The 19,614-nt window shown below is 65.3% G+C and carries 19 protein-coding genes and 1 pseudogene; 6 read left to right on the forward strand and 14 right to left on the reverse strand.

Annotated elements, in window-relative coordinates; all coding sequences use genetic code 11:
• Positions 1-12 precede the first annotated feature (12 nt).
• The 5 genes from BLV07_RS03620 to BLV07_RS03640 form a co-directional block, all read right to left on the reverse strand.
• On the reverse strand, positions 13-396 hold the full coding sequence (locus tag BLV07_RS03620; RefSeq protein ID WP_176945318.1) for a hypothetical protein: 384 nt from the start codon (positions 394-396) through the stop codon (positions 13-15).
• Positions 397-547: 151 nt separating this feature from the next.
• Positions 548-1,345, reverse strand: coding sequence for a fumarylacetoacetate hydrolase family protein (locus BLV07_RS03625; RefSeq protein WP_176945319.1), 798 nt, complete (start codon positions 1,343-1,345; stop codon positions 548-550).
• A gap of 185 nt (positions 1,346-1,530) precedes the next feature.
• Positions 1,531-1,866 (reverse strand): hypothetical protein, encoded by a 336-nt coding sequence (locus tag BLV07_RS03630; RefSeq protein ID WP_091879749.1) that lies wholly within the window; start codon positions 1,864-1,866, stop codon positions 1,531-1,533.
• Between the two features lie 85 nt (positions 1,867-1,951).
• Positions 1,952-2,443, reverse strand: a complete 492-nt coding sequence (locus BLV07_RS03635; RefSeq protein ID WP_091880361.1) for an Hsp20/alpha crystallin family protein — start codon at positions 2,441-2,443, stop codon at positions 1,952-1,954.
• 80 nt (positions 2,444-2,523) lie between these two features.
• A complete protein-coding gene (locus tag BLV07_RS03640) occupies positions 2,524-2,985 on the reverse strand; it encodes an Hsp20 family protein (RefSeq protein ID WP_091879751.1) in 462 nt (153 codons plus the stop codon).
• A gap of 437 nt (positions 2,986-3,422) precedes the next feature.
• On the opposite strand from BLV07_RS03640, the gene BLV07_RS03645 reads away from it, so the two are divergent.
• Positions 3,423-4,922 carry a glycosyl hydrolase family 79 N-terminal domain-containing protein gene (locus BLV07_RS03645; protein ID WP_091879753.1) on the forward strand — a complete coding sequence of 500 codons (1,500 nt, stop codon included), beginning with the start codon at positions 3,423-3,425 and terminating at the stop codon, positions 4,920-4,922.
• Here BLV07_RS03645 and BLV07_RS03650 read toward each other — a convergent pair.
• Positions 4,908-6,224, reverse strand: a complete 1,317-nt coding sequence (locus tag BLV07_RS03650) for an MFS transporter (protein WP_091879755.1) — start codon at positions 6,222-6,224, stop codon at positions 4,908-4,910. The two genes, BLV07_RS03645 and BLV07_RS03650, sit on opposite strands and share 15 nt — an antisense overlap.
• A gap of 159 nt (positions 6,225-6,383) precedes the next feature.
• Here BLV07_RS03650 and BLV07_RS03655 point away from each other — a divergent pair.
• From BLV07_RS03655 to BLV07_RS03665, 3 genes and pseudogenes are all read left to right on the forward strand, one after another.
• Positions 6,384-7,597: pseudogene (locus BLV07_RS03655) on the forward strand (ABC transporter substrate-binding protein).
• A gap of 6 nt (positions 7,598-7,603) precedes the next feature.
• Positions 7,604-9,337: an FAD-dependent oxidoreductase gene (locus BLV07_RS03660; RefSeq protein WP_091879757.1), complete on the forward strand. Its 1,734-nt coding sequence runs from the start codon at positions 7,604-7,606 to the stop codon at positions 9,335-9,337.
• A 22-nt stretch (positions 9,338-9,359) separates the two neighbouring features.
• Positions 9,360-10,154 carry an IclR family transcriptional regulator gene (locus BLV07_RS03665; RefSeq protein WP_091879759.1) on the forward strand — a complete coding sequence of 265 codons (795 nt, stop codon included), beginning with the start codon at positions 9,360-9,362 and terminating at the stop codon, positions 10,152-10,154.
• Positions 10,155-10,393: 239 nt separating this feature from the next.
• On the opposite strand, the gene BLV07_RS03670 is transcribed toward BLV07_RS03665, so the two are convergent.
• From BLV07_RS03670 to BLV07_RS03690, 5 genes are read right to left on the reverse strand one after another with little or no spacing between them, the layout of a single operon-like run.
• The gene (locus BLV07_RS03670) at positions 10,394-11,173 is read right to left on the reverse strand and encodes an SDR family NAD(P)-dependent oxidoreductase (protein ID WP_091879761.1); all 780 of its coding nucleotides are present in this window, start codon (positions 11,171-11,173) and stop codon (positions 10,394-10,396) included.
• Between the two features lie 40 nt (positions 11,174-11,213).
• Positions 11,214-11,957: an aspartate/glutamate racemase family protein gene (locus tag BLV07_RS03675; protein WP_091879764.1), complete on the reverse strand. Its 744-nt coding sequence runs from the start codon at positions 11,955-11,957 to the stop codon at positions 11,214-11,216.
• A 9-nt stretch (positions 11,958-11,966) separates the two neighbouring features.
• The gene (locus BLV07_RS03680; protein WP_091879766.1) at positions 11,967-13,232 is read right to left on the reverse strand and encodes an NAD(P)/FAD-dependent oxidoreductase; all 1,266 of its coding nucleotides are present in this window, start codon (positions 13,230-13,232) and stop codon (positions 11,967-11,969) included.
• Between the two features lie 3 nt (positions 13,233-13,235).
• Positions 13,236-14,897 carry a thiamine pyrophosphate-binding protein gene (locus tag BLV07_RS03685; protein ID WP_091879768.1) on the reverse strand — a complete coding sequence of 554 codons (1,662 nt, stop codon included), beginning with the start codon at positions 14,895-14,897 and terminating at the stop codon, positions 13,236-13,238.
• Positions 14,894-15,088 carry a hypothetical protein gene (locus tag BLV07_RS03690; RefSeq protein WP_091879770.1) on the reverse strand — a complete coding sequence of 65 codons (195 nt, stop codon included), beginning with the start codon at positions 15,086-15,088 and terminating at the stop codon, positions 14,894-14,896. Before BLV07_RS03690 ends, BLV07_RS03685 begins: the two co-directional genes overlap by 4 nt.
• 96 nt (positions 15,089-15,184) lie before the next feature.
• On the opposite strand from BLV07_RS03690, the gene BLV07_RS03695 reads away from it, so the two are divergent.
• Both BLV07_RS03695 and BLV07_RS03700 read left to right on the forward strand, forming a co-directional pair.
• Positions 15,185-15,874, forward strand: coding sequence for an aspartate/glutamate racemase family protein (locus tag BLV07_RS03695; protein ID WP_091880364.1), 690 nt, complete (start codon positions 15,185-15,187; stop codon positions 15,872-15,874).
• Entirely contained in the window at positions 15,874-16,524 is a 651-nt protein-coding gene (locus tag BLV07_RS03700; RefSeq protein WP_091880367.1) for a TetR/AcrR family transcriptional regulator, read from the forward strand. The genes BLV07_RS03695 and BLV07_RS03700 overlap by 1 nt, the downstream gene beginning before the upstream one ends.
• 170 nt (positions 16,525-16,694) lie before the next feature.
• Here BLV07_RS03700 and BLV07_RS03705 read toward each other — a convergent pair whose 3' ends face one another.
• The 3 genes from BLV07_RS03705 to BLV07_RS03720 all read right to left on the reverse strand — a co-directional run bounded on the left by BLV07_RS03705 (position 16,695) and on the right by BLV07_RS03720 (position 19,594).
• Positions 16,695-17,480: an ABC transporter permease gene (locus BLV07_RS03705; protein WP_091879773.1), complete on the reverse strand. Its 786-nt coding sequence runs from the start codon at positions 17,478-17,480 to the stop codon at positions 16,695-16,697.
• Positions 17,477-18,289, reverse strand: coding sequence for an ABC transporter permease (locus tag BLV07_RS03710; protein ID WP_091880370.1), 813 nt, complete (start codon positions 18,287-18,289; stop codon positions 17,477-17,479). The genes BLV07_RS03705 and BLV07_RS03710 overlap by 4 nt, the downstream gene beginning before the upstream one ends.
• Before the next feature lie 258 nt (positions 18,290-18,547).
• Positions 18,548-19,594, reverse strand: a complete 1,047-nt coding sequence (locus tag BLV07_RS03720) for an ABC transporter substrate-binding protein (RefSeq protein ID WP_176945320.1) — start codon at positions 19,592-19,594, stop codon at positions 18,548-18,550.
• Positions 19,595-19,614: the final 20 nt, after the last annotated feature.

Consider the following 19,614-nt stretch of genomic DNA (forward strand, 5'->3'; position numbering starts at 1 on the left):
TATCGATCGGCCTCAGTCGAATCCCTGAACGGGCGGCGTCGAGGTTTGCGGCGGCACGGCGGGCGCGGCTTGCACCGGCGGGGTCGGATTGCCGGCAGCTCTCATCTGGCCGTTGGCAGCCATCGCCTCGCGCGTGGGCGATGGGACGCGGGTCGTGGCCGCGCGGCGCGGCGGCTGGCGGTGCCTTGCCGACTGCGAACCTCTCATGCCCCAGGATCGGGCGATCGAAGGTCCGGCGGTGTAGCCGACCAAAGCTCCGGCGACGGCTCCGACCGGGCCCAGCACGACCGCACCGGATAAGGCGCCGAGCGCTGCATCGCCCGCGCGCTCCTGCGCAACTGCGCTCGCGGGCACGCAAGCCAACATTGCAATGGCGGTGATCAGAGCCTTGTTCATCGGAGTGCCTCCCTCGCGGGAGATCACTCCTGCTCAAATATGGCCGTACGAAGTTCGCTTGCCGGCCAACAAGGGGCAATCGACCATGGAACTCACCGTTTCCAGCTTGCGCCCTCAACCGGAGTTGTAAGCCGGCCACTCAGCGCAACTGCTACACGATCTTGATCGACATGTCCGGCAAGCCCTCGAGCTTGCACACGAGCACATCGCCCTTCACCACCGGGCCGACATTCTCCGGCGTGCCGGAATAGATGATGTCGCCGGCCTTGAGCTCGAACGCTTCCGACAGCTTTGCGATTTGCTCGGCGACGCTCCAGATCATCTTGCTGAGATCGGAGTTCTGCCGGACGGTGCCATTCACCGCCAGCGAGATCGCACCCTTCTCGAAATGGCCGGTCTTGCTTGCCGGATGAATCGGACCGAGCACGGCAGCATGATCAAAGCTCTTGCCGATCTCCCACGGCTTCTTCTCCGTGGCCATGCCGTTCTGGAGATCGCGCCGGGTCATGTCGAGACCGAGCGCATAGCCGTAGACATGGTCGAGCGCCTTCTCGACGGGAATGTTGGTGCCGCCGGATTTCAGCGCCGCGACCAGCTCGACCTCATGATGATAGTTCTTGGTCAGCGACGGATAGGGATGATCGGCGACCTCGCCGATCGCGACGTTCTGGATCGCGTCGGTCGGCTTCTGGAAGAAGAACGGCGGCTCGCGGTTCGGATCCGAGCCGCGCTCGATCGCATGCGCCGCGTAGTTGCGGCCGATGCAGTAGATGCGGCGGACCTGGAACACTTGAGTCTCGCCGACGATCGGGATCGTCACCATCGGCACCGGGAAGATCGGCTTGGGCCCGGCCTGCGCGGCGGCCGGTGCGACGTCCGCCATGGTGGCCGCGGTCGCGACCGCGGCGGTTGCGAGCAGATCGCGTCGCGTGGGTGAGGTCCTCTTCATCTCAGGTGCTCCCTTCGCCTTCTTGGGCGGCGTCATGCGCGCCGATCTGGCTGATAATCGATATTTGGTATGCCAGCAACACTGATCGGCGCGGCGACTGGATTACCGCGCGGGGACCAAACCTGCGCCACATCGACCTTTGGCCGGGCCAAGCAGCACGAGCGCCAGAACGGTGTGCGTGAGCATCATGCTGCTCGCCGCTCCGCTGCGGCCGAGGGCCGCCGCAGCCGCATCGGGACGCCGCCGCCGCGCGGCGGGTCGTCATTGTCATTGTCGCCGTCGAGCCGGCGCAACGCCGTCAGAATATCGGCGAGTCGGACGGTGTGGCTCGTGCCCGGCATCTCGCGCAGAGCGGGACAGGATTCGACCGCGTATATGTCGGACGCCCAGGACGAGAGGATGATCCGTTTCTCCGGTGTGGAGAGTTCCTCAGCATTCAGGACGTCGGCAGGTGAGTCGTAATGGGCAGCGGGATGAAACAGCGGGTTGAGAGTGCCGGCATTGGTATTCACGTTGGTCATCGGTCGTGCCTCCCCTCATGCTCCTTTCCAAGGGACGGGTTTGTTGATGATGGACGGCGGCGCCCACCGCCGCCGCCCGTGGTTGCTAATGCGTGTTGATCGCGATGCGCTTGACGCCTTCGCGTGCCTTCTCGGACTTCGGCAGCGATACGGTCAGGACACCGTCCTTAAACGATGCCTCTGCCTTGTCTTCATCGACGTCCTCAAACGGAATCTGCCGCTCGAAGGCGCCGTAGTAGCGCTCGGTGAAGTATTTGCCTTCGTGCTTGCGCTCATCCTTCTTCTCGCCGCGGATCGTCAGGACGCCCCTGGCGATTTCGATCTGGACGTCCTTCTCCGTCATCCCGGGCAGCTCCGCCGAGATCGTCAGCGTTTTGTCGGTGTCGCTGAGCTCGATCTTCGGCCAGCCGAAGCGCCCCTCCATGAGCGGCGACAGGCCGGGTCCGCCGAAGCCCCGGAACACATCGTCGAACAGACGGTTCATCTCGCGATGCAGCGTCATGAACGGATCGTAGTTGCCGCGCGCCTGCACAAGCTCCTGGTTTCTCGACCAGGGAATAAGATCGCGAATAGCCATGGTATTCTCCTTCATTCAACGGTCTCGGGAGCGCGGAGGCCACATGCCGTCCGCGCTCCAAGACAACGCTTTGGACGAGCCTAAGCTGCTTTCTGCTGCTCGATCTGCGACGTAGGAGATGTGCAGCTCGCGATCTCGATCCGGCGCGGCTTCATGGCTTCCGGAACCTCGCGGACGAGGTCGATGATCAGGAGCCCGTCCTGGAACGAGGCCTGCTTCACCTGAACATAGTCGGCGAGATTGAACACGCGCCTGAAGGGGCGGGCGGCAATGCCCTGGTACAGGTATTCGCGCGCAGCAGTCTCGGGCTTCTTGCCCTCGATGGTGAGCGCGTTCTGTTCGGCCGTCACCGCGATGTCGTTAACGCCGAACCCCGCCACGGCAAGGCTGATCCGGTAGTGGTCTTCACCGGAACGCTCGATGTTGTAGGGGGGATAGTTGTCCTCGGTCGCCTGGCGCAGCGTGCTGTCGACGAGGTCGGCCAAGTGGTCGAAGCCGATGGTGGAGCGCCACAAAGGCGCGAAATCAAAATTGGTCCTCATAACCAAGTCCTCCAAAGAGCAAGATGGATACGAAGGAGCGCAAGGCGGGGGTTTCAGACGGGTCCGAAAAGACCAGCCCGGCGCCCGTGCCGGACCCGATTCTGGCATCCGGCACACCGCTCTCGCGGCGAAAAACGACTTAGAAAAACGGATATCGATTTCAAGGGGGCTGCCAGAAATTTTTTCGCCCTACCCGCGTTGATCGTCGGCTGTCGGGCTCGTCCCAGCAGGCCCTCGCAACGGGTTCTCCAGGCGCCCCGGCGCGGATGCCCCGGAAGCTCTCGGCGGCGACGTCAAAGGAAGATAGAAATGTCGATTTAGGCAAGGGCCGGGGGGTGCCCCTTATGCATGTGGACCCGCAGCGGGCATGAAGAAATATCATGCATGATCGACAAGGCTCCCGAACGCGCCGGACCGCTTGCGCAGCAGCAGGGGCGATGACGATTGCGCTGCTCGCGGCCGCAACGTTGTGCGCGGCGCGCGCCGACGACAGCACCGTCGCGGCAGCGCAGTTGAAGGCGGTCGCAACGATCGATACGCGCTTTCAGTCCTACAACATCGAGATGGTGGAGGTGACCGGCGGACGGTTCTGGAAGCCCTATCCGCGAACGGCACGAGGCTTCGACCAGCGGGATCGTTACAGCGCAAGACCGCCGATCGATCTGGCCAATGCGCGCCTGCGCCTGCTCGCGGCCGCCTTGTCGCCGGCCTATCTGCGCGTCAGCGGAACCTGGGCGAATGCGACGTTCTTTGCCGACGCGCCGGGAAAGCCGCCGCCGGGATTCAACTCCGTGCTCAGCCGTGCGCAGTGGCGCGGCGTCGTCGAGTTCGCGCGCGCGGTCGATGCGGAGATCGTCACCTCTTTTGCGATCAGTCCCGGCAGCCGCGATACCGATGGCGTGTGGAAACCGGACCAGGCGCAGCAGCTGGTCGACACTACACACGCGCTGGGCGGCCGCATCGCCGCCGCCGAATTCATGAACGAGCCGACGCTCGCAGCGACCAACGGTGCACCGGCCGGCTATGACGCGGCCGCATATGGCCGCGACTTCAAGATCTTCCGCGACTGGATGCGGCGCGCCGCGCCGGAGACGCTGATCCTCGGCCCAGGCTCGACCGGCGACGCACCATCGCCATCCGGCGCGGCCATCACAACGCGCGACCTGCTCGCCGCATCCGGACCCGGCGTCGATCGCTTCTCCTATCATCACTACAACACGATCTCGCCACGCTGCGGCGGGCACGATGATCCGGCGCAGGCGCTCTCGGAGGAATGGCTGGCGCGCACGGATGCGACACTCAAGACCTACCAAGCCCTGCGCGATGCCTTCGAGCCGGGCAAGCCGATCTGGCTGACCGAGACGGCTGATGCGGCCTGCGGCGGCAGCCGATGGGACCAGACCTTTCTCGACACCTTCCGCTATCTCGACCATCTCGGACGCCTAGCGAAGGCCGGCGTCCAGGTGGTGATGCACAACACGCTGGCCGCCAGCGATTACGGTCTGCTAGACGAAGCAACGTTCCGACCGCGGCCGAGTTACTGGGCTGCGCTGCTCTGGCGCCGGCTGATGGGAACGATCGTGCTCGACGCAGGCAAGGCCGCTTCGTCCGATCTTCATCTCTACGCGCATTGCCACCCGACCATGGCGGGCGCGGTGTCGCTGCTCGCCATCAACGCCTCGCGCAGCGCATCGCACCTGCTGACGCTCTCGGATTCAGCCAAGCGATACGCGCTGCACGCGGCGCGGCTCCAGGGCCCGACCGTGCAGTTGAACGGCAAGACGCTCGCGCTGACTGCCGATGGCATGCTGCCCAGGCTCGAGGCGCAGGCAACACCGGCGGGAGCAATCCGGCTTGCGCCAGCGACCATCACCTTTCTGGTGATTCCGAACGCGGCAAATCCCGCCTGCTTGCCGCGACGCTCAGGACTTCAGTGACTCCCGCGCCGTCTCCGGCGCCATCAGCGTTGCGACGATCGTGATGATCGACAGCGCGACGATGTAGACCGACACCGCCCAGTACGAGCCGGCCCATGCCAGCAGCGCGGCCGCAATCAACGGCGAGAAGCCGCCGCTTAGCGCTGCCGCGACGTTGGCGCCGAGCGAGGCACCGCTGTAGCGCACCTGGGTGCGGAACAGTTCCGGCATGAACGCGGCCTTTGGCCCGAACAGCAGCGCATGGGTCAGCGTCATGGTGACGACGAGCGCGAGCGTGATCAGCGCCGGCTCCCTGGTGTCGAGGAACCAGAACAGTGGGAACGCCAGCGCCACCGAGAACACGCCGCCGGCGAGATACAGCGCCTTGCGGCCGAAGAGGTCGGAGAGCCACCCCGCGAGCGGCAGCGTCGCGAACTCGACGATGGCGGCACAGACGACCGCGTCGAGGATCACCTGCCGCGGCAGTCCGAGCTTCGTCGTGGCATAGACCACGGTGAAGACGGTGAGGAGATAAGCGAGCCCGACCTCCGACACCGTGATGCCGATTGCCAGCAGAAAGCTGCGCCAGTCGCGGCGCAGCACCTCGAGCACCGGCTGCGCCAGCACCTCCTTGCGCTCGACCACCTCCTTGAAATGCGGCGTTTCCGCGAGCTTGAGCCGCACGATGAAGCCGACGCCGACGAGCAGAATGCTGATCAGGAACGGCACGCGCCAGCCCCAGCTGAGGAAGTCGGCCTCGGGCAGCTTCGTCATCAGGCCGAAGATGCCGGTCGAGGCGGCGACGCCGACGGGAAAGCCGACCTGCACCAGGCTGCCGTAAAAGCCGCGGCGATTGCCGGCGTGCTCGATCACCATCACCACCGCGCCGCTCCATTCGCCTCCGAGCCCGATGCCCTGGACGAAGCGCAGGCAGACGAGGAGGATCGGCGCCCAGACGCCGATCTGGCTGTAGGTCGGCAGGCAGCCGATCAGGAAGGTGCCGAACCCCATCGCGATCATGGTCGCGACCAGCATGGTCTTGCGGCCGAACCGGTCGCCGTAATGCCCGATGATCGCTCCGCCGATCGGCCGCGCCACGAAGCCGACCGCATAGGTCGAGAACGCCACGAGCGTACCGGCGAAGGGATCGAAGCTCGGAAAGAACAGCTTGTTGAAGACCAGCGCCGCCGCGGTGCCGTAGATCAGGAAGTCATACCATTCGATCGCGGTGCCAAGCGCGCTCGCCCACACCACATGCGCCGTCGTCGATTTCTCCGCCGAAACGGAGAGCCCCGTTGCTGCTGGCTTTCGCCAGGACGACACTGACTATTGGGCGCCGATATTCCAACTCACCGTTCCAGCCCGCTGCCCCATGGAACCTCCTCCCCTTTTATTCGCCATTGGCAAACTTATTTGCTAATATCTAACTTGTCGCCAGAAATAACCCGCCGCACCAAGCGGCCCATAAGAGAGGGAACCACAATGAAAGGGCTTCTGGCCTGCGCCATGCTCGCGGCCATGACTTCAGCTGCCATGACCACAGCGGCCACTGCGCAAGTCTCCGACGACGTGGTGCGGATCGGCGTGCTGACGGATCTGTCGAGCTGGGGCCGCGACAATAGCGGGCCGGGCTCTGTCGAAGCGGCGAAGATGGCGGTGGAAGAATTCGGGCCGACCGTGCTCGGCAAGCCGATCGAGATCATCAGCGCCGACCACCAGATGAAGACCGATGTCGGCGTGCAGATCGTGCGCGGCTGGTTCGACAACGGCAAGGTCGACGCCGTCGTCGACATTCCCAATTCCGGCATCGCGATCGCCGTCCGCAACATGGTGCGCGAGCGGGGCAAGGTCGCCCTGCTCTCGGGCCCCGGCGCGAGCTCGCTGACCGACGAGCTGTGCAGCCCCAACACCGTGCACTTCACCTACGACACCTACGCGCTGTCGAAGGTGACGGCCTCCGCCGTGATCAAGGAAGGCGGCAAATCCTGGTATTTCATCACCGCCGACTACGCCTTCGGCCAACAGCTCGAGAGGGACGCAACCCGCTTCATCAACGAGATGGGCGGCAAGGTGCTCGGCGGCGTCAAGCATCCGACCAACACCGCCGATTTCTCCTCCTTCGCGCTCCAAGCGCAGAGCTCGAAATCCGACGTGGTCGCGTTCGCCAATGCCGGCCAGGACACCGACAACGCCATCAAGCAGTCCGGCGAATTCGGCCTCGTCCAGGGCGGCCAGAAGCTGGTCGGCCTTTTGATGTTCGACACCGACGTGCACGCGATCGGCCTCAAGGCCGCGCAGGGCACCTACATGACCACGGCCTCCTACTGGGCCATGGACGAGGCGACCCGCGCCTGGTCGAAGAAATTCTACGAACGCACCAAAGTGATGCCGACCATGATCCAGACCGGCGTCTACGGTTCGGTGCTGCATTATCTCAAGGCCATCAAGCCGCCGGAGCTGACGAGTCCGCCAAGGTGATGGCCAAGATGCGCGAGCTGCCGATCGAGGATACATTCGTCCATGGCGGCAAGTTGCGCGAGGACGGCCGCGTCATCCGCGACATGTATCTCGCCAAGGTGAAAAAGCCCGAGCAGTCCAAGGAACCGTGGGACTATCTGGACATCGTCAAGACCGTGAAGGGCGAGGACGCCTTCCGCCCGGTCTCCGAGTCCAAATGTCCGCTGCTGAAGAAGTGAGGCCACATGACCGGTAACGAGCGCAGCGCAATTGAGACTTACGAGTGCGATGTGCTCGTGGCCGGATCAGGCGCCTCTGGCATGTCGGCGGCGATCACCGCGCGTTCTCGCGGCCTCGACGTGCTCATCGTCGAGAAGGAGCCGCGCTTCGGCGGCACCACCGCCCGCTCCGGCGGCTGGCTCTGGATCCCCGGTACCTCTCTTGCCAAGGCCTATGGCATCGAGGAAACCCCGGAGCAGGCGCGCACTTATCTGCGGCACGAGGCCGGCAACAATTACGACGCCGCGCGCGTCGATGCATTCCTGAGCGCCGGCCCCGAAGCGGTCGATTTCTTCACCACCAAAACCGCGCTCCGCTTCGACATGCCGCTGGTGTTTCCCGACTACCACGCCGAGGCACCCGGCGGCGCGCAGGGCGGCCGCTCCATGGTGACGCGCCCGTTCGACGGCCGCGAGCTCGGCGATCACATCAAGACGCTGGGCATGCCGCTGCCCGAGCTCACCGTGTTCGGCATGATGTTGGGCTCCGGCAAGGAGATCATCCACTTCATGCGCGTCACGAAGTCGCTGACCTCCGCGGTCTATGTCGCCAAGCGCCTGTCGCGGCATTTCATGGACGTGCTGCGCTACGGCCGTGGCATGACCTTGACCAACGGCAATGCGCTGGCCGGACGGCTGGCAAAATCCGCGCTCGATCTGAAGATTCCGATGTGGTTGTCCTCGCCGGTGCGCGAGCTGACGGTCGAGAATGGCGCCGTCACCGGCGCGATCGTTTCGCGGGAGGGACGCGATATGCGCGTCCGTGCGCGACAGGGCGTCGTGCTCGCCTGCGGTGGCTTCCCGCACGATGTCGAGCGGCGCAGAAAGATGTTTCCACATGCGCCGACCGGCACTGAGCACTATTCGCCGGGACCGGCCGGCAACACCGGTGACGGCCTCCGCCTCGCCGAAAGCGCCGGTGGGCATGTCGAGGATCGCCTGCCGAACGCAGCCGCCTGGGTCCCGGTATCGCTGACCACGCGCAAGGACGGCTCAAAGGGCGTGATGCCGCATTTCATCGACCGCGCCAAGCCCGGCGTGATCGCGGTGATGCGCGACGGCAGGCGTTTTGCCAATGAGGGCAATTCCTATCACGACTTCGTCCAGGCCATGGTGAAGGCGGCCAAGCCCAGTGAGGAGATCGCCGCCTTCCTCGTTTGCGATCACAAGACGCTGCGCAAGTACGGCCTCGGCTGCGTGCCGCCGTTCCCAATGCCGCTCGGCCATCACTTGCAGACCGGCTACCTCATGCGTGGCGACACGCTGGAGGCACTGGCGGCGAAGGCCGGCATCGATGCCAAGGCATTCACCGAGACCGTCAAGCAATTCAATACGACCGCGCCGCAAGGCCACGATGCCGCCTTCGGCAAGGGCTCGAAGGCCTATAATCGCTACCAGGGCGATGCCCTGCACGGCCCGAACCCCTGCGTCGCACCGATCGAGAACGGGCCGTTCTACGCCATCAAGATGGTGATCGGCGATCTCGGCACTTATGCCGGCATCGTCACCGACGAGAACGCGCGCGCGCTCGACGCCGAAGGCCGGGTGATTCCCGGGCTCTATGCCGCCGGAAACGACATGGCGAGCATCATGGGCGGCAATTATCCCGGCGCCGGCATCACGCTTGGGCCGGCGCTGACCTTCGGCTACATTGCCGGACGACACCTTGCCGACAGCGCCGCCAAGCGCAAGGCGGCCTAAGCGGACGCACGCCAGGAGGCGCATGAAGAGGGAAAGCCGCGGCATCCAGTCGATCGAGGTCGGCGGAGAACTGCTCCGTGCGCTCGCAAGGAGCGGCGAGCCGATGATGCTGCGTGATCTCGCCCGCGAGGCCGGCATGACGCCGGCCAAGGCGCATCCTTATCTCGCCAGCTTCTCCCGCATCGGGCTGATCGAGCAGGACGAGACCACCGGCCGCTACGAGATCGGCGCGCTGGCGCTCGAACTCGGCCTGATCAGCCTGCGCCGCCTCTCCGGCGTGCGCATCGCACGTCCCAAGATCGCGGCGCTCGCGAGCCAGATCGGCCACGCGGTCTCGCTCGCGGTCTGGGGCACACACGGTCCGACCGTGGTGCAACTGGAAGAGCCGGCCCAGCCCGTCCACATCGTGATGCGGGCCGGCTCGGTGATGGCGCTGCTGGAGACCGCAACCGGCCGTGCCTTCGCCGCCTTCCTGCCGGAGAAGACCATCAATGCCGCGCTCGAAAGCGGCCTCGACCGCCACGGCGTCGGCTACAATCCCAAACGCGCGGTGAAAGGCGCGAAGGTCGCCGAGATGCTCGCTGAAGTCCGCAAGCACGGCCTCGCCCGCGCGCTCGGCGATCCCCTGCCCGGCGTCAATGCGTTCTCAGCACCGGTGTTCGATCATTCCGGCCATGTCGCGCTTGTCATCACCGCGATGGGCCCGGAAGGCACGTTCGATGCGCGCTGGGACAGCCCGATCGCCCATGCGCTGCGCGACTGCGCCGGCGCCATCTCGAAGCGGCTCGGCCACGGCATGACGGTCGCGGCGGAGTGAAGGGCGAGCTGGCTGCACAACCACCGCTGTCATGCCCCGCCTAGTGCGCAATTGCGCACGGGGCGGGGCATCCAGTACGCCGCGGCCCATCGGTTCTATCACTGCTGTCTCGGAGTACTGGATCGCCCGGTCCCGGCTACGCTAAGGCTTCGCCGGGCGCTTCAGTGTTGGGCCGGCGAAGCTTTTGCGAAGACGGCAAGCCGGGCGATGACAGCGAGTGTGGGACGACCTTCCCAGCCCTACTTCTCCCTCACCGGCACCGTGTAATTCAGGATCAGCCGCCCGCCATCCGGATAGATCGTCTGCCCGGTGATGTAGGACGCATCGTCACTCGCAAGGAACGCCACGACCGACGCCACCTCGCTCGGCTCGCCGCCGCGGCCTGCTGGCGTGCGCGACAGCACGGTCTTGCGCGCATCCTCGGACGTGTAGATCGCCGAGGCCACCATATCGGTCAGGATCGTGCCCGGCCCGACCGCGACGACGCGGATGTTGTGCGGCGCGAGCGCGACGGCGGCCACCGACGTCAGTTGCTTCATGCCACCCTTGGAGATGGCGTAGGTCGCAAGCGTCGGAATCGCCAGCAGCGCGTTCACCGAGGACATGTTGATGATGACCCCGCCGCCGCCCTGCGCGATCATCTGCTTCGCGGCGGCCTGCACGCCAAAGAACGCACCCTTCAGATTGATGCCGATGACCTCGTCGAAATCCTGCTCGGAGATATCGAGGATGTCCTGGTTGCGGGCCACGCCCGCGTTGTTGACCATGATGTCGAGCCGGCCGAACTCCCGGACTGCTGTGGCGACCGCGCGATCGACGTCCGCGCGCCGCGCGACGTGGCACGGCAGGGCATACAGCTCCTTAGGCTTGCCCAGCTCGTTGACCGTCTTCTCGAGCGCATCCGTGTCGACGTCGGAGATGACCACCTTGACGCCGTCGTCCAAGAATCTCTTCGCGCAGGCCTTGCCGATGCCGCGCGCCGCGCCGGTGATGACGGCGACCTTGCCGGATAATTTCATGGTCTCCACTCCAGGACTTGTGATGATTTCACGAACGCGTTCACGCAAAGACGCGCGGGCGCAGTCCAGCATGAAACCAGGTGATCATGGAATAGATGTCGTAAACCGGCAATCCGACCTCGGCCTGAAGCGCGGCCGCATAGGGCGGCATGTTGGTACATTCGAGCACGATCGCGCCGACATCCGGGTTCCCAGCGACGAGCGCCTTGCCGGCCTCAACAACGTCGCGCTCGGCCTGCGCGACGTCCATGTCGTCCTTCTCGGCCTTGATCAGGACGCGGAAGAATTCCTTACCGTTCTCGGTGCCGACCAGCGGCGTATCGAGCGGCACGCCGGCACCTTCGAGATGGGCGGGCGAGAGCGTCGAGCCCGACACCGTGACGAGGCCGACGCGCTTGCCCGGCGGCAAGGTCGCCTGCACCCACGGCACCTGCATCAGCGATGAGGTCGCAACCGGCACGCCGACGGCGGCCGCGATCTCCTTCTGGAACAGCGACAGGAAGCCGCAATTGGTGGTGATCGCTTCGGCCCCGAGCCGCACCAGATCCTTGGCCGCATCGATGAAATCAGGCAGCAGGCCGGCCGCGCCCTTCAGCACCACCTTCTCCGGCGAGGCGCCGCTCACCACGCGATACAGCACGGGGAACGGCCAGGTCGTGCCGTTGCCCATGTCGCCGGGAATGCGAGGAAAGCGCGCTTCCAGCATCAAAATGCCGAGCGGCGCGCCATAGATGGCCTTGCCGCCACGGGCGATGCGGGAGGACGAATTGGCTGGATGGGTCATGGTGCGATCTCAGAGGAAACGATCGGGTGCGAACGGCGCGAGCGGGATCTCGGGCTGCTTGCCGCTGAGAAGCTGCGCGACGAGACGGCCGGTACGCGCCGAGCCGACCAGGCCGACATGGCCATGGCCAAAGGCATAGACGATGTCGCGCGAGGCCCGCGCATAGCCGATGCAGGGACGTCCATCCGGCATACTCGGCCGATGACCGAACCAGGTTTTGATGCGCGAGGCCGGAATGTCCTTCGGCAGTTTTGGGAACATGCTGATGAGGTGGTTGCGCAGAATCTCGGCACGCTTCCAGTTCGGCGCGGCCTCTAAGCCGGCGATCTCAACCGTGCCGGCGGCGCGCAGGCCCTTGTCGGTCCAGTTCACCACCATTTTCGCATCTGACGCCATCATCGAGCTGCGCGGGCCCGATTCCGGGTTCTCGATCATGACGTGATAGCCACGCTCGGTCTCGAGCGGCAGCGGATCGCCGACCGACGCAGTCAATTGCTTCGAGCGGGCGCCGGCCGCCACCACGGCGGCATCGCAAGGGACCTCGCCGCTCTCGGTGACGACGGCGACGAGCGTGTTGCCGGAGAGCTTGAGACCCGTTGCCTTGGCCCGCACGTGCTTCGCACCGCTTGCCAACGCATGTTGCGCGAGGGCCGCGACATAGGCGCCGGGATTGCGGCAGCGGCCGGCCTCCTCCACCACCACACCAAAGGTGTAGCGCGGATGCAGGTCCGGCTCGCGCTGGCGCATCTCTTCGGCGTTGAGCTCGAGCCATTCGACACCGACCTTCTTGCGCAGGCGCCAGCCGAGATCGTTGTCGAAATTGCCGCGCGATGGGAACACGTGCATCACACCGTTGCGCTCGATCAATTCAGGCACGCCCGCCTCCTCCGCGAGCTTCTTGTGCAGCAGCGGTGCGTCCTTCAGCAGATCACGCAGCGCAAACGCCGTCTTCTCGACCCGCGCCTCGGTCCAGCCCGCGAGCAAATACTTGATCAGCCAGGGCAGCGCCTTCGGCAGATACGACCAGCGGATCGCGAGCGGGCCGAGCGGGTCCATGAGATAACCCGGCACCTTCTTCCAGACGCCCGGCTCGGCCGGCGGGATCACCGAATGCGACGACAGCCAGCCGGCATTGCCGTAGCTCGCCGCCTGCTCGCCACCGGGCTCGCCGGGATCGATCAGCGTGACGCGATGGCCCTCGCGCAGCGCCTCGATGGCGCTGATCACGCCGACCGCGCCGGCGCCGATGATGGCGACGTGGCGGCCGGTCGCCATCGCTTAAGCCTTCACCGCTGGCACAAAATCCTTGCCGACCGAGATCGCGCGCGGATCGATAATGCAGTGGAGGATGGACGGCTTGCCCGAGGCGAGCGCGCGCTCGAACGCGGGTGCGAACTCCTCGGTGCGCTCGACGCGCTCGCCATGGCCGCCGAACGCCTTCGCGTACATCGCAAAATCGGGGTTCTTGAGCTGGGTGCCGACGACGCGGCCGGGATAGTCGCGCTCCTGGTGCATGCGGATGGTGCCGTATTGCGAATTGTCGACGACGATGACGATCAGCGGCGCGTCATACTGCACGGCGGTCGCGAACTCCTGGCCGTTCATCAGGAAGCAGCCGTCACCGGCAAAGGCGACGACGACGCGATCCGGGTATTGCCGTTTTGCCAGCACGCCCGCCGGCACGCCATAGCCCATCGAGCCCGAGGTCGGCGCAAGCTGCGCGGCAAAGCTGTGGAAGCGGTGATGACGATGGATCCAGCCGGCATAATTGCCGGCGCCGTTGCAGACGATCGCGTCCTTCGGCAGGCGGTCGCGCAGCCAGGTCATGACCTGGCCGTACTGGAACCTGCCCGGCAGCTCGCGCGCTTTTTCGGTCCAGGCGAGATAATCGGCATGTGCCTTCGCGGCCTCGCCCTTCCAGGCCACCGCACCGGAAGGCTTCAGCGTTTCGACCGCGGCGGCGAATGCGGCGGGCGTCGCCTGGATCGCAAGGGCCGGCTGATAGACGCGGCCGAGCTCTTCCGAGCCCGGATGCACGTGGATCAGCTTCTGCTGCGGGGTCGGAATGTCGAGCAGCGTGTAGGACGAGGACGGCATCTCCGACATGCGGCCGCCGATGAGCAGAATGACGTCGGCGCCCTCGATGCGCGCCTTCAGCCCCGGGCTCGGCCCGATGCCGAGATCGCCGGCGTAATGCGAATGGTCGGCGTCGATCAGCGAGGCCCGGCGGAACGAGGTCGCGACCGGCAGGTCGAACCGTTCGGCGAATCGCGCGATGCTCCTGGTCGCCTCGTCGGTCCAGCGCGAGCCGCCGAGGATGACGAGCGGCGCCTTGGCGCCGGCGAGCATGGCGCCGAGCTTTTCGATGTCGGCCGGCGCGGGCCAGCTCACCGCCGGCTCGATCCGCATGGCGTCGGCGACCGCCGCGGTCTCGGTCAGCATGTTCTCGGGCAGCGAGATCACCACGGGACCCGGGCGGCCCTGCATGGCGACGCGGAAGGCGCGCGCGACCAGCTCGGGAATGCGATCGGGCCGATCGATCTCGACCGCCCATTTCGCCATGGTGCCGAACACCGCCTTGTAGTCGAGCTCCTGGAACGCCTCGCGCTCGCGCATGCCGGTATCGACCTGGCCGACGAACAGGATCATCGGCGTCGAATCCTGCATCGCGATGTGGACGCCGTGGCTGGCATTGGTCGCGCCGGGTCCGCGGGTGACGAAGCAGACGCCCGGGCGGCCGGTGAGCTTGCCATAGGCCTCCGCCATCATCGCGGCGCCGCCTTCGGCGCGGCAGATCACGACGTCGATCGGGCTGTCATGCAGCGCATCGAGCGCCGCCAGATAGCTCTCGCCCGGCACGCAGGTGACGCGCTCGACCCCTTGCGCGACCAGCTGGTCGATCAGGATCTGGCCCCCGGTGCGGGTGTTGCGAATGGTCATGACGGCTCCCTCAAGGCTTTGGCGATGCGCCCGAGCGCCTCGCCATTATGTGCGGAATTGGCGTAGGACAGGCCGACAGGACGCGCAAGATCGAAAGGCTTCTCGCCGCCTGCGCAGGCGTCATGCCCGCCCTTGCCGTTTGCACTGATCGGGCTTTGAGGCCGCGTCCGCGCAATCCCCGCGTCCGCCATGGGCCACACGCCAATCCGTCTATTTTCCCTATCACGATGGCGAGCTTCGTCGTCTTCGTCTACGATCCGGCCGGACCAACTCGTCTGGAGACCGGAATGCAAACCATCGGCCTGATTGGAGGCATGAGCTGGGAGAGCACCGCACTCTACTATAAGCTCATCAATGAGCGGGTCCGCGACCGCAAGGGCAAGCTGCATTCGGCCCCGCTGCTGATGTATTCCTACGATTTTCAACAGATCAAGGAAATGCAGTACGCCGATCGCTGGAGCGAGGCGGCGGCCAGCCTGGCGGAGGTCGCACGGCGGCTCGAAAGCGCCGGGGCCGGTGCGATCGTGTTGTGCACGAACACGATGCACAAACTGGCACCCGACATCACGTCGAGCTTGACCGTTCCATTCATTCACATCGGGGACGCAACGGCGCAGCGCATCCGGGCCAAAGGGTACCGGCGGCTCGGGCTGCTCGGCACGAAATTCACGATGGAGCAGGACTTTTACATCGACCGGCTGCGCGCGCATGATCTCGACGTCCTGGTTCCTCCCGCCGACGCCCGCGCCGACGTGAACCGCATCATCTACGATGAGCTGTGCCTTGGAACTGTCACCGCTCCCTCGCGCCGGCGCTATCAGGAGGTGATGGCAGCGCTCGTCACCGCCGGCGCGGAGTGCATCATCCTCGGCTGTACCGAGATCACGATGCTGGTCGGCCCGGACGACACGTCAGTCGAGACGTTCGACACGACGGCAATTCATGCCGAGACGGCGGCCGATTTCGCCATGGGATGATGCTCGAACGCATGCCGCTCCCATCGAAGCGCATCAACGACCCCGAGCGCACCAAGCGCGACATCCTCGAAGTGGCGATGACCGAATTCGCCCGCGAGGGCTATTCCGGCGCGCGGGTCGACGCCATCGCCGCCCGGACGCGCACGTCGAAGCGGATGATCTACTATTATTTCGGCGGCAAGGAGCAGCTCTACCTCGCGGTGCTCGAAGAGGCCTATCGCAGAATCCGCGCGCTGGAGGATCAGCTCGACATCGCAAGCTGCGACGCCCGCGAGGGATTGCGCCGCCTGATCGAGGCCACCTTCGACCATGACGAACGCAATCCGGACTTCATCCGCCTCGTCAGCATCGAGAACATCCACCATGGCAAGCATCTGAAGCAAAACCCGCAGCTGCGGCAGCTCAACGCCAGCGTGATCGCGACGCTCGACGGCATCCTGAAGCGCGGCCGCGACGAAGGTGTCTTCCGCGACGACGTCGACGCCATCGACCTGCACCTCGCCATCTCCTCCTATTGCTTCTTCCGCGTCGCCAACCGCGACACCTTCGGTGCGCTGTTCGACCGCGACCTCAGCGAACCCGGGGTGCTGGCGAAGAGCCGCACCCAGATCGTGGAGATGATCCTGGCGTGGCTGGGGGCGAAGGGGTGAGGTTCGGGGTGCGGCGCGCCGCAAACTCAGCTGTCGTCCTGGCGAAGGCCAGGACCCATACCGCGAGGTCTGTCGGTTGCGGGTGGTACTACCCCCGAACGACCAATCTTCGCCAAAACACTCCCTGGGGTAATGGGTCCTGGCCTTCGCCAGGACGACAATAACTCGCCTCACCCACCCTTCTTCTGCCGCGTGCTCGCCAGTAGCACCAGCATGAAGGAAGCCGCCGTCATCAGCGTCGAAATCGCGGCGATGGTCGGGTCGATCTCGTCGCGAAGCGCGGTGAACATGCGCTTGGTCAGCGGCTGGAACTGGCCACCGGAGATGAACAGCGCGACGATGGTCTCGTCCATCGCCGAGATGAAGGCGAAGATGCCGCCGGCGAGCACGCTGGACTTGATCTGCGGCAGCGTCACCGCGAAGAAGCTGCGCAGGCGGTTCATGCCGAGGCTGCGCGCCACCATCTCCTGCGCGGGGTCGAAGCTCTGCAGGCCAGCGAGCACCGAGATGACGACGTAGGGCAATCCCAGCATCACGTTCGCGAGCACGAGGCCGGGCATGGTCGCGACCAGGCCGACCTTGGCATAGACGAAGAAGATGCCGACCGCGGTGATGATGATCGGCACCACCAGCGGCAGCAGCAGCGCCATGTGGATGATGCGCATGATGCGCAGCTTCGACTGGCTGATGGCATAGGCGGCGGACACGCCGAGCGGGGTCGCGATCACGACGGTCAATAGCGCGACCGTCAGCGTCACCCGCGTCGCCTGCATCCAGGCGGAGTTGGCGAAATATTGCTGGTACCAGCGCAGCGAGAAGGACGGCGGCGGGAAAGTCAGGAAGCGCGCGCTGGAGAACGAGATCGGCGCGATGATCAGGACGGGAAGGATCAGATAGACCAGCACCAGCGCGCTGATCACGTAGAGAGCAATCCGTGCGGGCGAGGCGCGCATCATTTCTGCCCCAACACGCGATCGAGCGAGATGAAGCGGCTGACGACGAAGAAGATCAGGAGCACGCTCAGGAGCAGCACCACCGCGACCGCGCTGGCCGCCCCGAACTGGTTGTAGAGCTCGACATTGCGGCTCACCAGCATCGACACCATCACGGTGCGGCCGCCGCCGAGCAGCTCCGGCGTGATGTAGAAGCCGAGGCAGAGCACGAATACCATGGTGCAGCCAGCGAGCACGCCCGGCAGCGACAGCGGCAGGAACACACGGAAAAATGTGAGCGACGGGCTCGCACCCAGGCTGGCGCCGGCCTGCATGAGATCGCCGGGGATCTTCTGCATGGTGGCATAGAGCGGCAGCACCATGAACGGCAGCAGGATGTGCACGGTCGCAACCACCGTGCCGAACGTGTTGTGGACCAACGCAAGCGGCTCGGAGATCACGTCCAGATAGCGCAGGAACTGGTTGATCACGCCGGTGCGCTGCAGCAGCGCCAGCCACGCATAGGCCCTGACCAGCACGCTGGTCCAAAACGGCAGCACGACCAGCGACAGGATCAGGATGCTCCAGCCTTTTGGCACCGAGTTGGCGAGATAGGCCACGGGATAGCCGAGCAGCAGCGCGATTCCCGTGACCGCGAGACTGATCTCGAAGGTCAGCGCAAAGCTGCGCCAATAGACATCCTCGGTGAACACGCGGCGATAATTCTCCAGCGTAAAGCCGTCGTGGTAGACCGACTGCCAGGCGAGCCAGCCGACCGGCAGCACGATCAGAGCCAAGATCACCAGCAGTGCCGGCGACACCAGCGCCAGCATCAGGCCGTGCTCGCGGCGCTGATGCTTCTGCGATGGATCTGACACGGATGTCGTCAAGGCCACCTCGCTCATCTCGGGTGCTGCACCTCTCCCGCTTGCGGGAGAGGTCGACGCGCTCGAAGAGCGCGGCGGGTGAGGGCTTTCTCCTCTTGGGGAGCGTTCATTGCGGAGACACCCTCTCCCCAACCCTCCCCCGCAAGCGGGGGAGGGAGCGCAGCGTCTATGCCGATGCTCCTGCGGTTCATCTCTTCTCTCGTCTCACTTCTGCATGAACGACGCCCAGCGCTTCTCGGCCGCTTCGCCTGCGGGCGAGGACCACCAGGCATAGGACATCAGCGCCTGCTTGGCCGCGTTGGCCGGCTCGCTCGGCAATTGCGCGGCGCGCTCGGGCTTGATCACGCTGGTCTCGAATGCCTTCGGATTACCGGGGCCGTAGTCGATGTGGAGCGGCAGGTTGGCCTGGTGCACGGGATCGACGGCCTCGTTGAGGAACTTCACCGCGGTCTCAAGATTCGGCGCGCCCTTGAGGATGCAGAGCGAAGTGCTCTGCAGGATGCCCTGGTTGTAGGTGAAGGCCACCTTGGCGCCTTCCTTGGCGACCGCGCTGACGCGGCCATTCCAGGCCATCTCCATGTCGACCTCGCCGTCATTGAGCAGCTGCGCCGATTGCGCGCCCGAGGTCCACCACACCGTGATGTGCGGCTTGATCTCTTCCAGCTTCTTGAAGGCGCAGTCGACGTCGAGCGGATAGAGCTTGTCGGGCGCGACGCCGTCCGCCATCAGCGCCGCCTCGAGCGTAGCGATCGGGTGGTTGCGCAGCGCCCGGCGGCCGGGGAATTTCTTGACGTCCCAGAAATCGGCCCAGCTGTTCGGCGCATCCTTCGGGAACGTCTTCTGGCTGTAGGCCAGCACGCTGGAATAGAATTCGTAGGACACCGAATAGGGACTGCGATAGGCCTCGGGCATCGCCGCCGCGTTCGGGATCTTGGAGAAGTCGAGCTTCTCGATCAGCCCCTGCTCGCCGCCGCGCAGGCAATAGCCGGTCGGGGTGTCGACGACATCCCAGATCGGCTTGCCGCTGCCGACCTGGGTCTTGATCGCGGGCCAGGCGTCGGGGATGGAGTCCTGGTTGATGGTGATGCCGAGCTTCTTGGCGGAGGGATCGAGGATCGCCACCGTCTGGGCCTGCTGATAGGCGCCGCCCTGCGAGACGAAGGTGATCTGCTCGGCGGCACTGGCAGCCGTGGTAAATCCGATTGCACCAAGCAATGCGCAGCCAAATCCAAATTTCTGCTTCGTCGTCATCCTCACCTCCTCCAAATAGA

Origin of the sequence: Bradyrhizobium sp. Rc2d, assembly GCF_900099855.1 — a bacterium.
Taxonomy (GTDB): Bacteria; Pseudomonadota; Alphaproteobacteria; order Rhizobiales; family Xanthobacteraceae; genus Bradyrhizobium.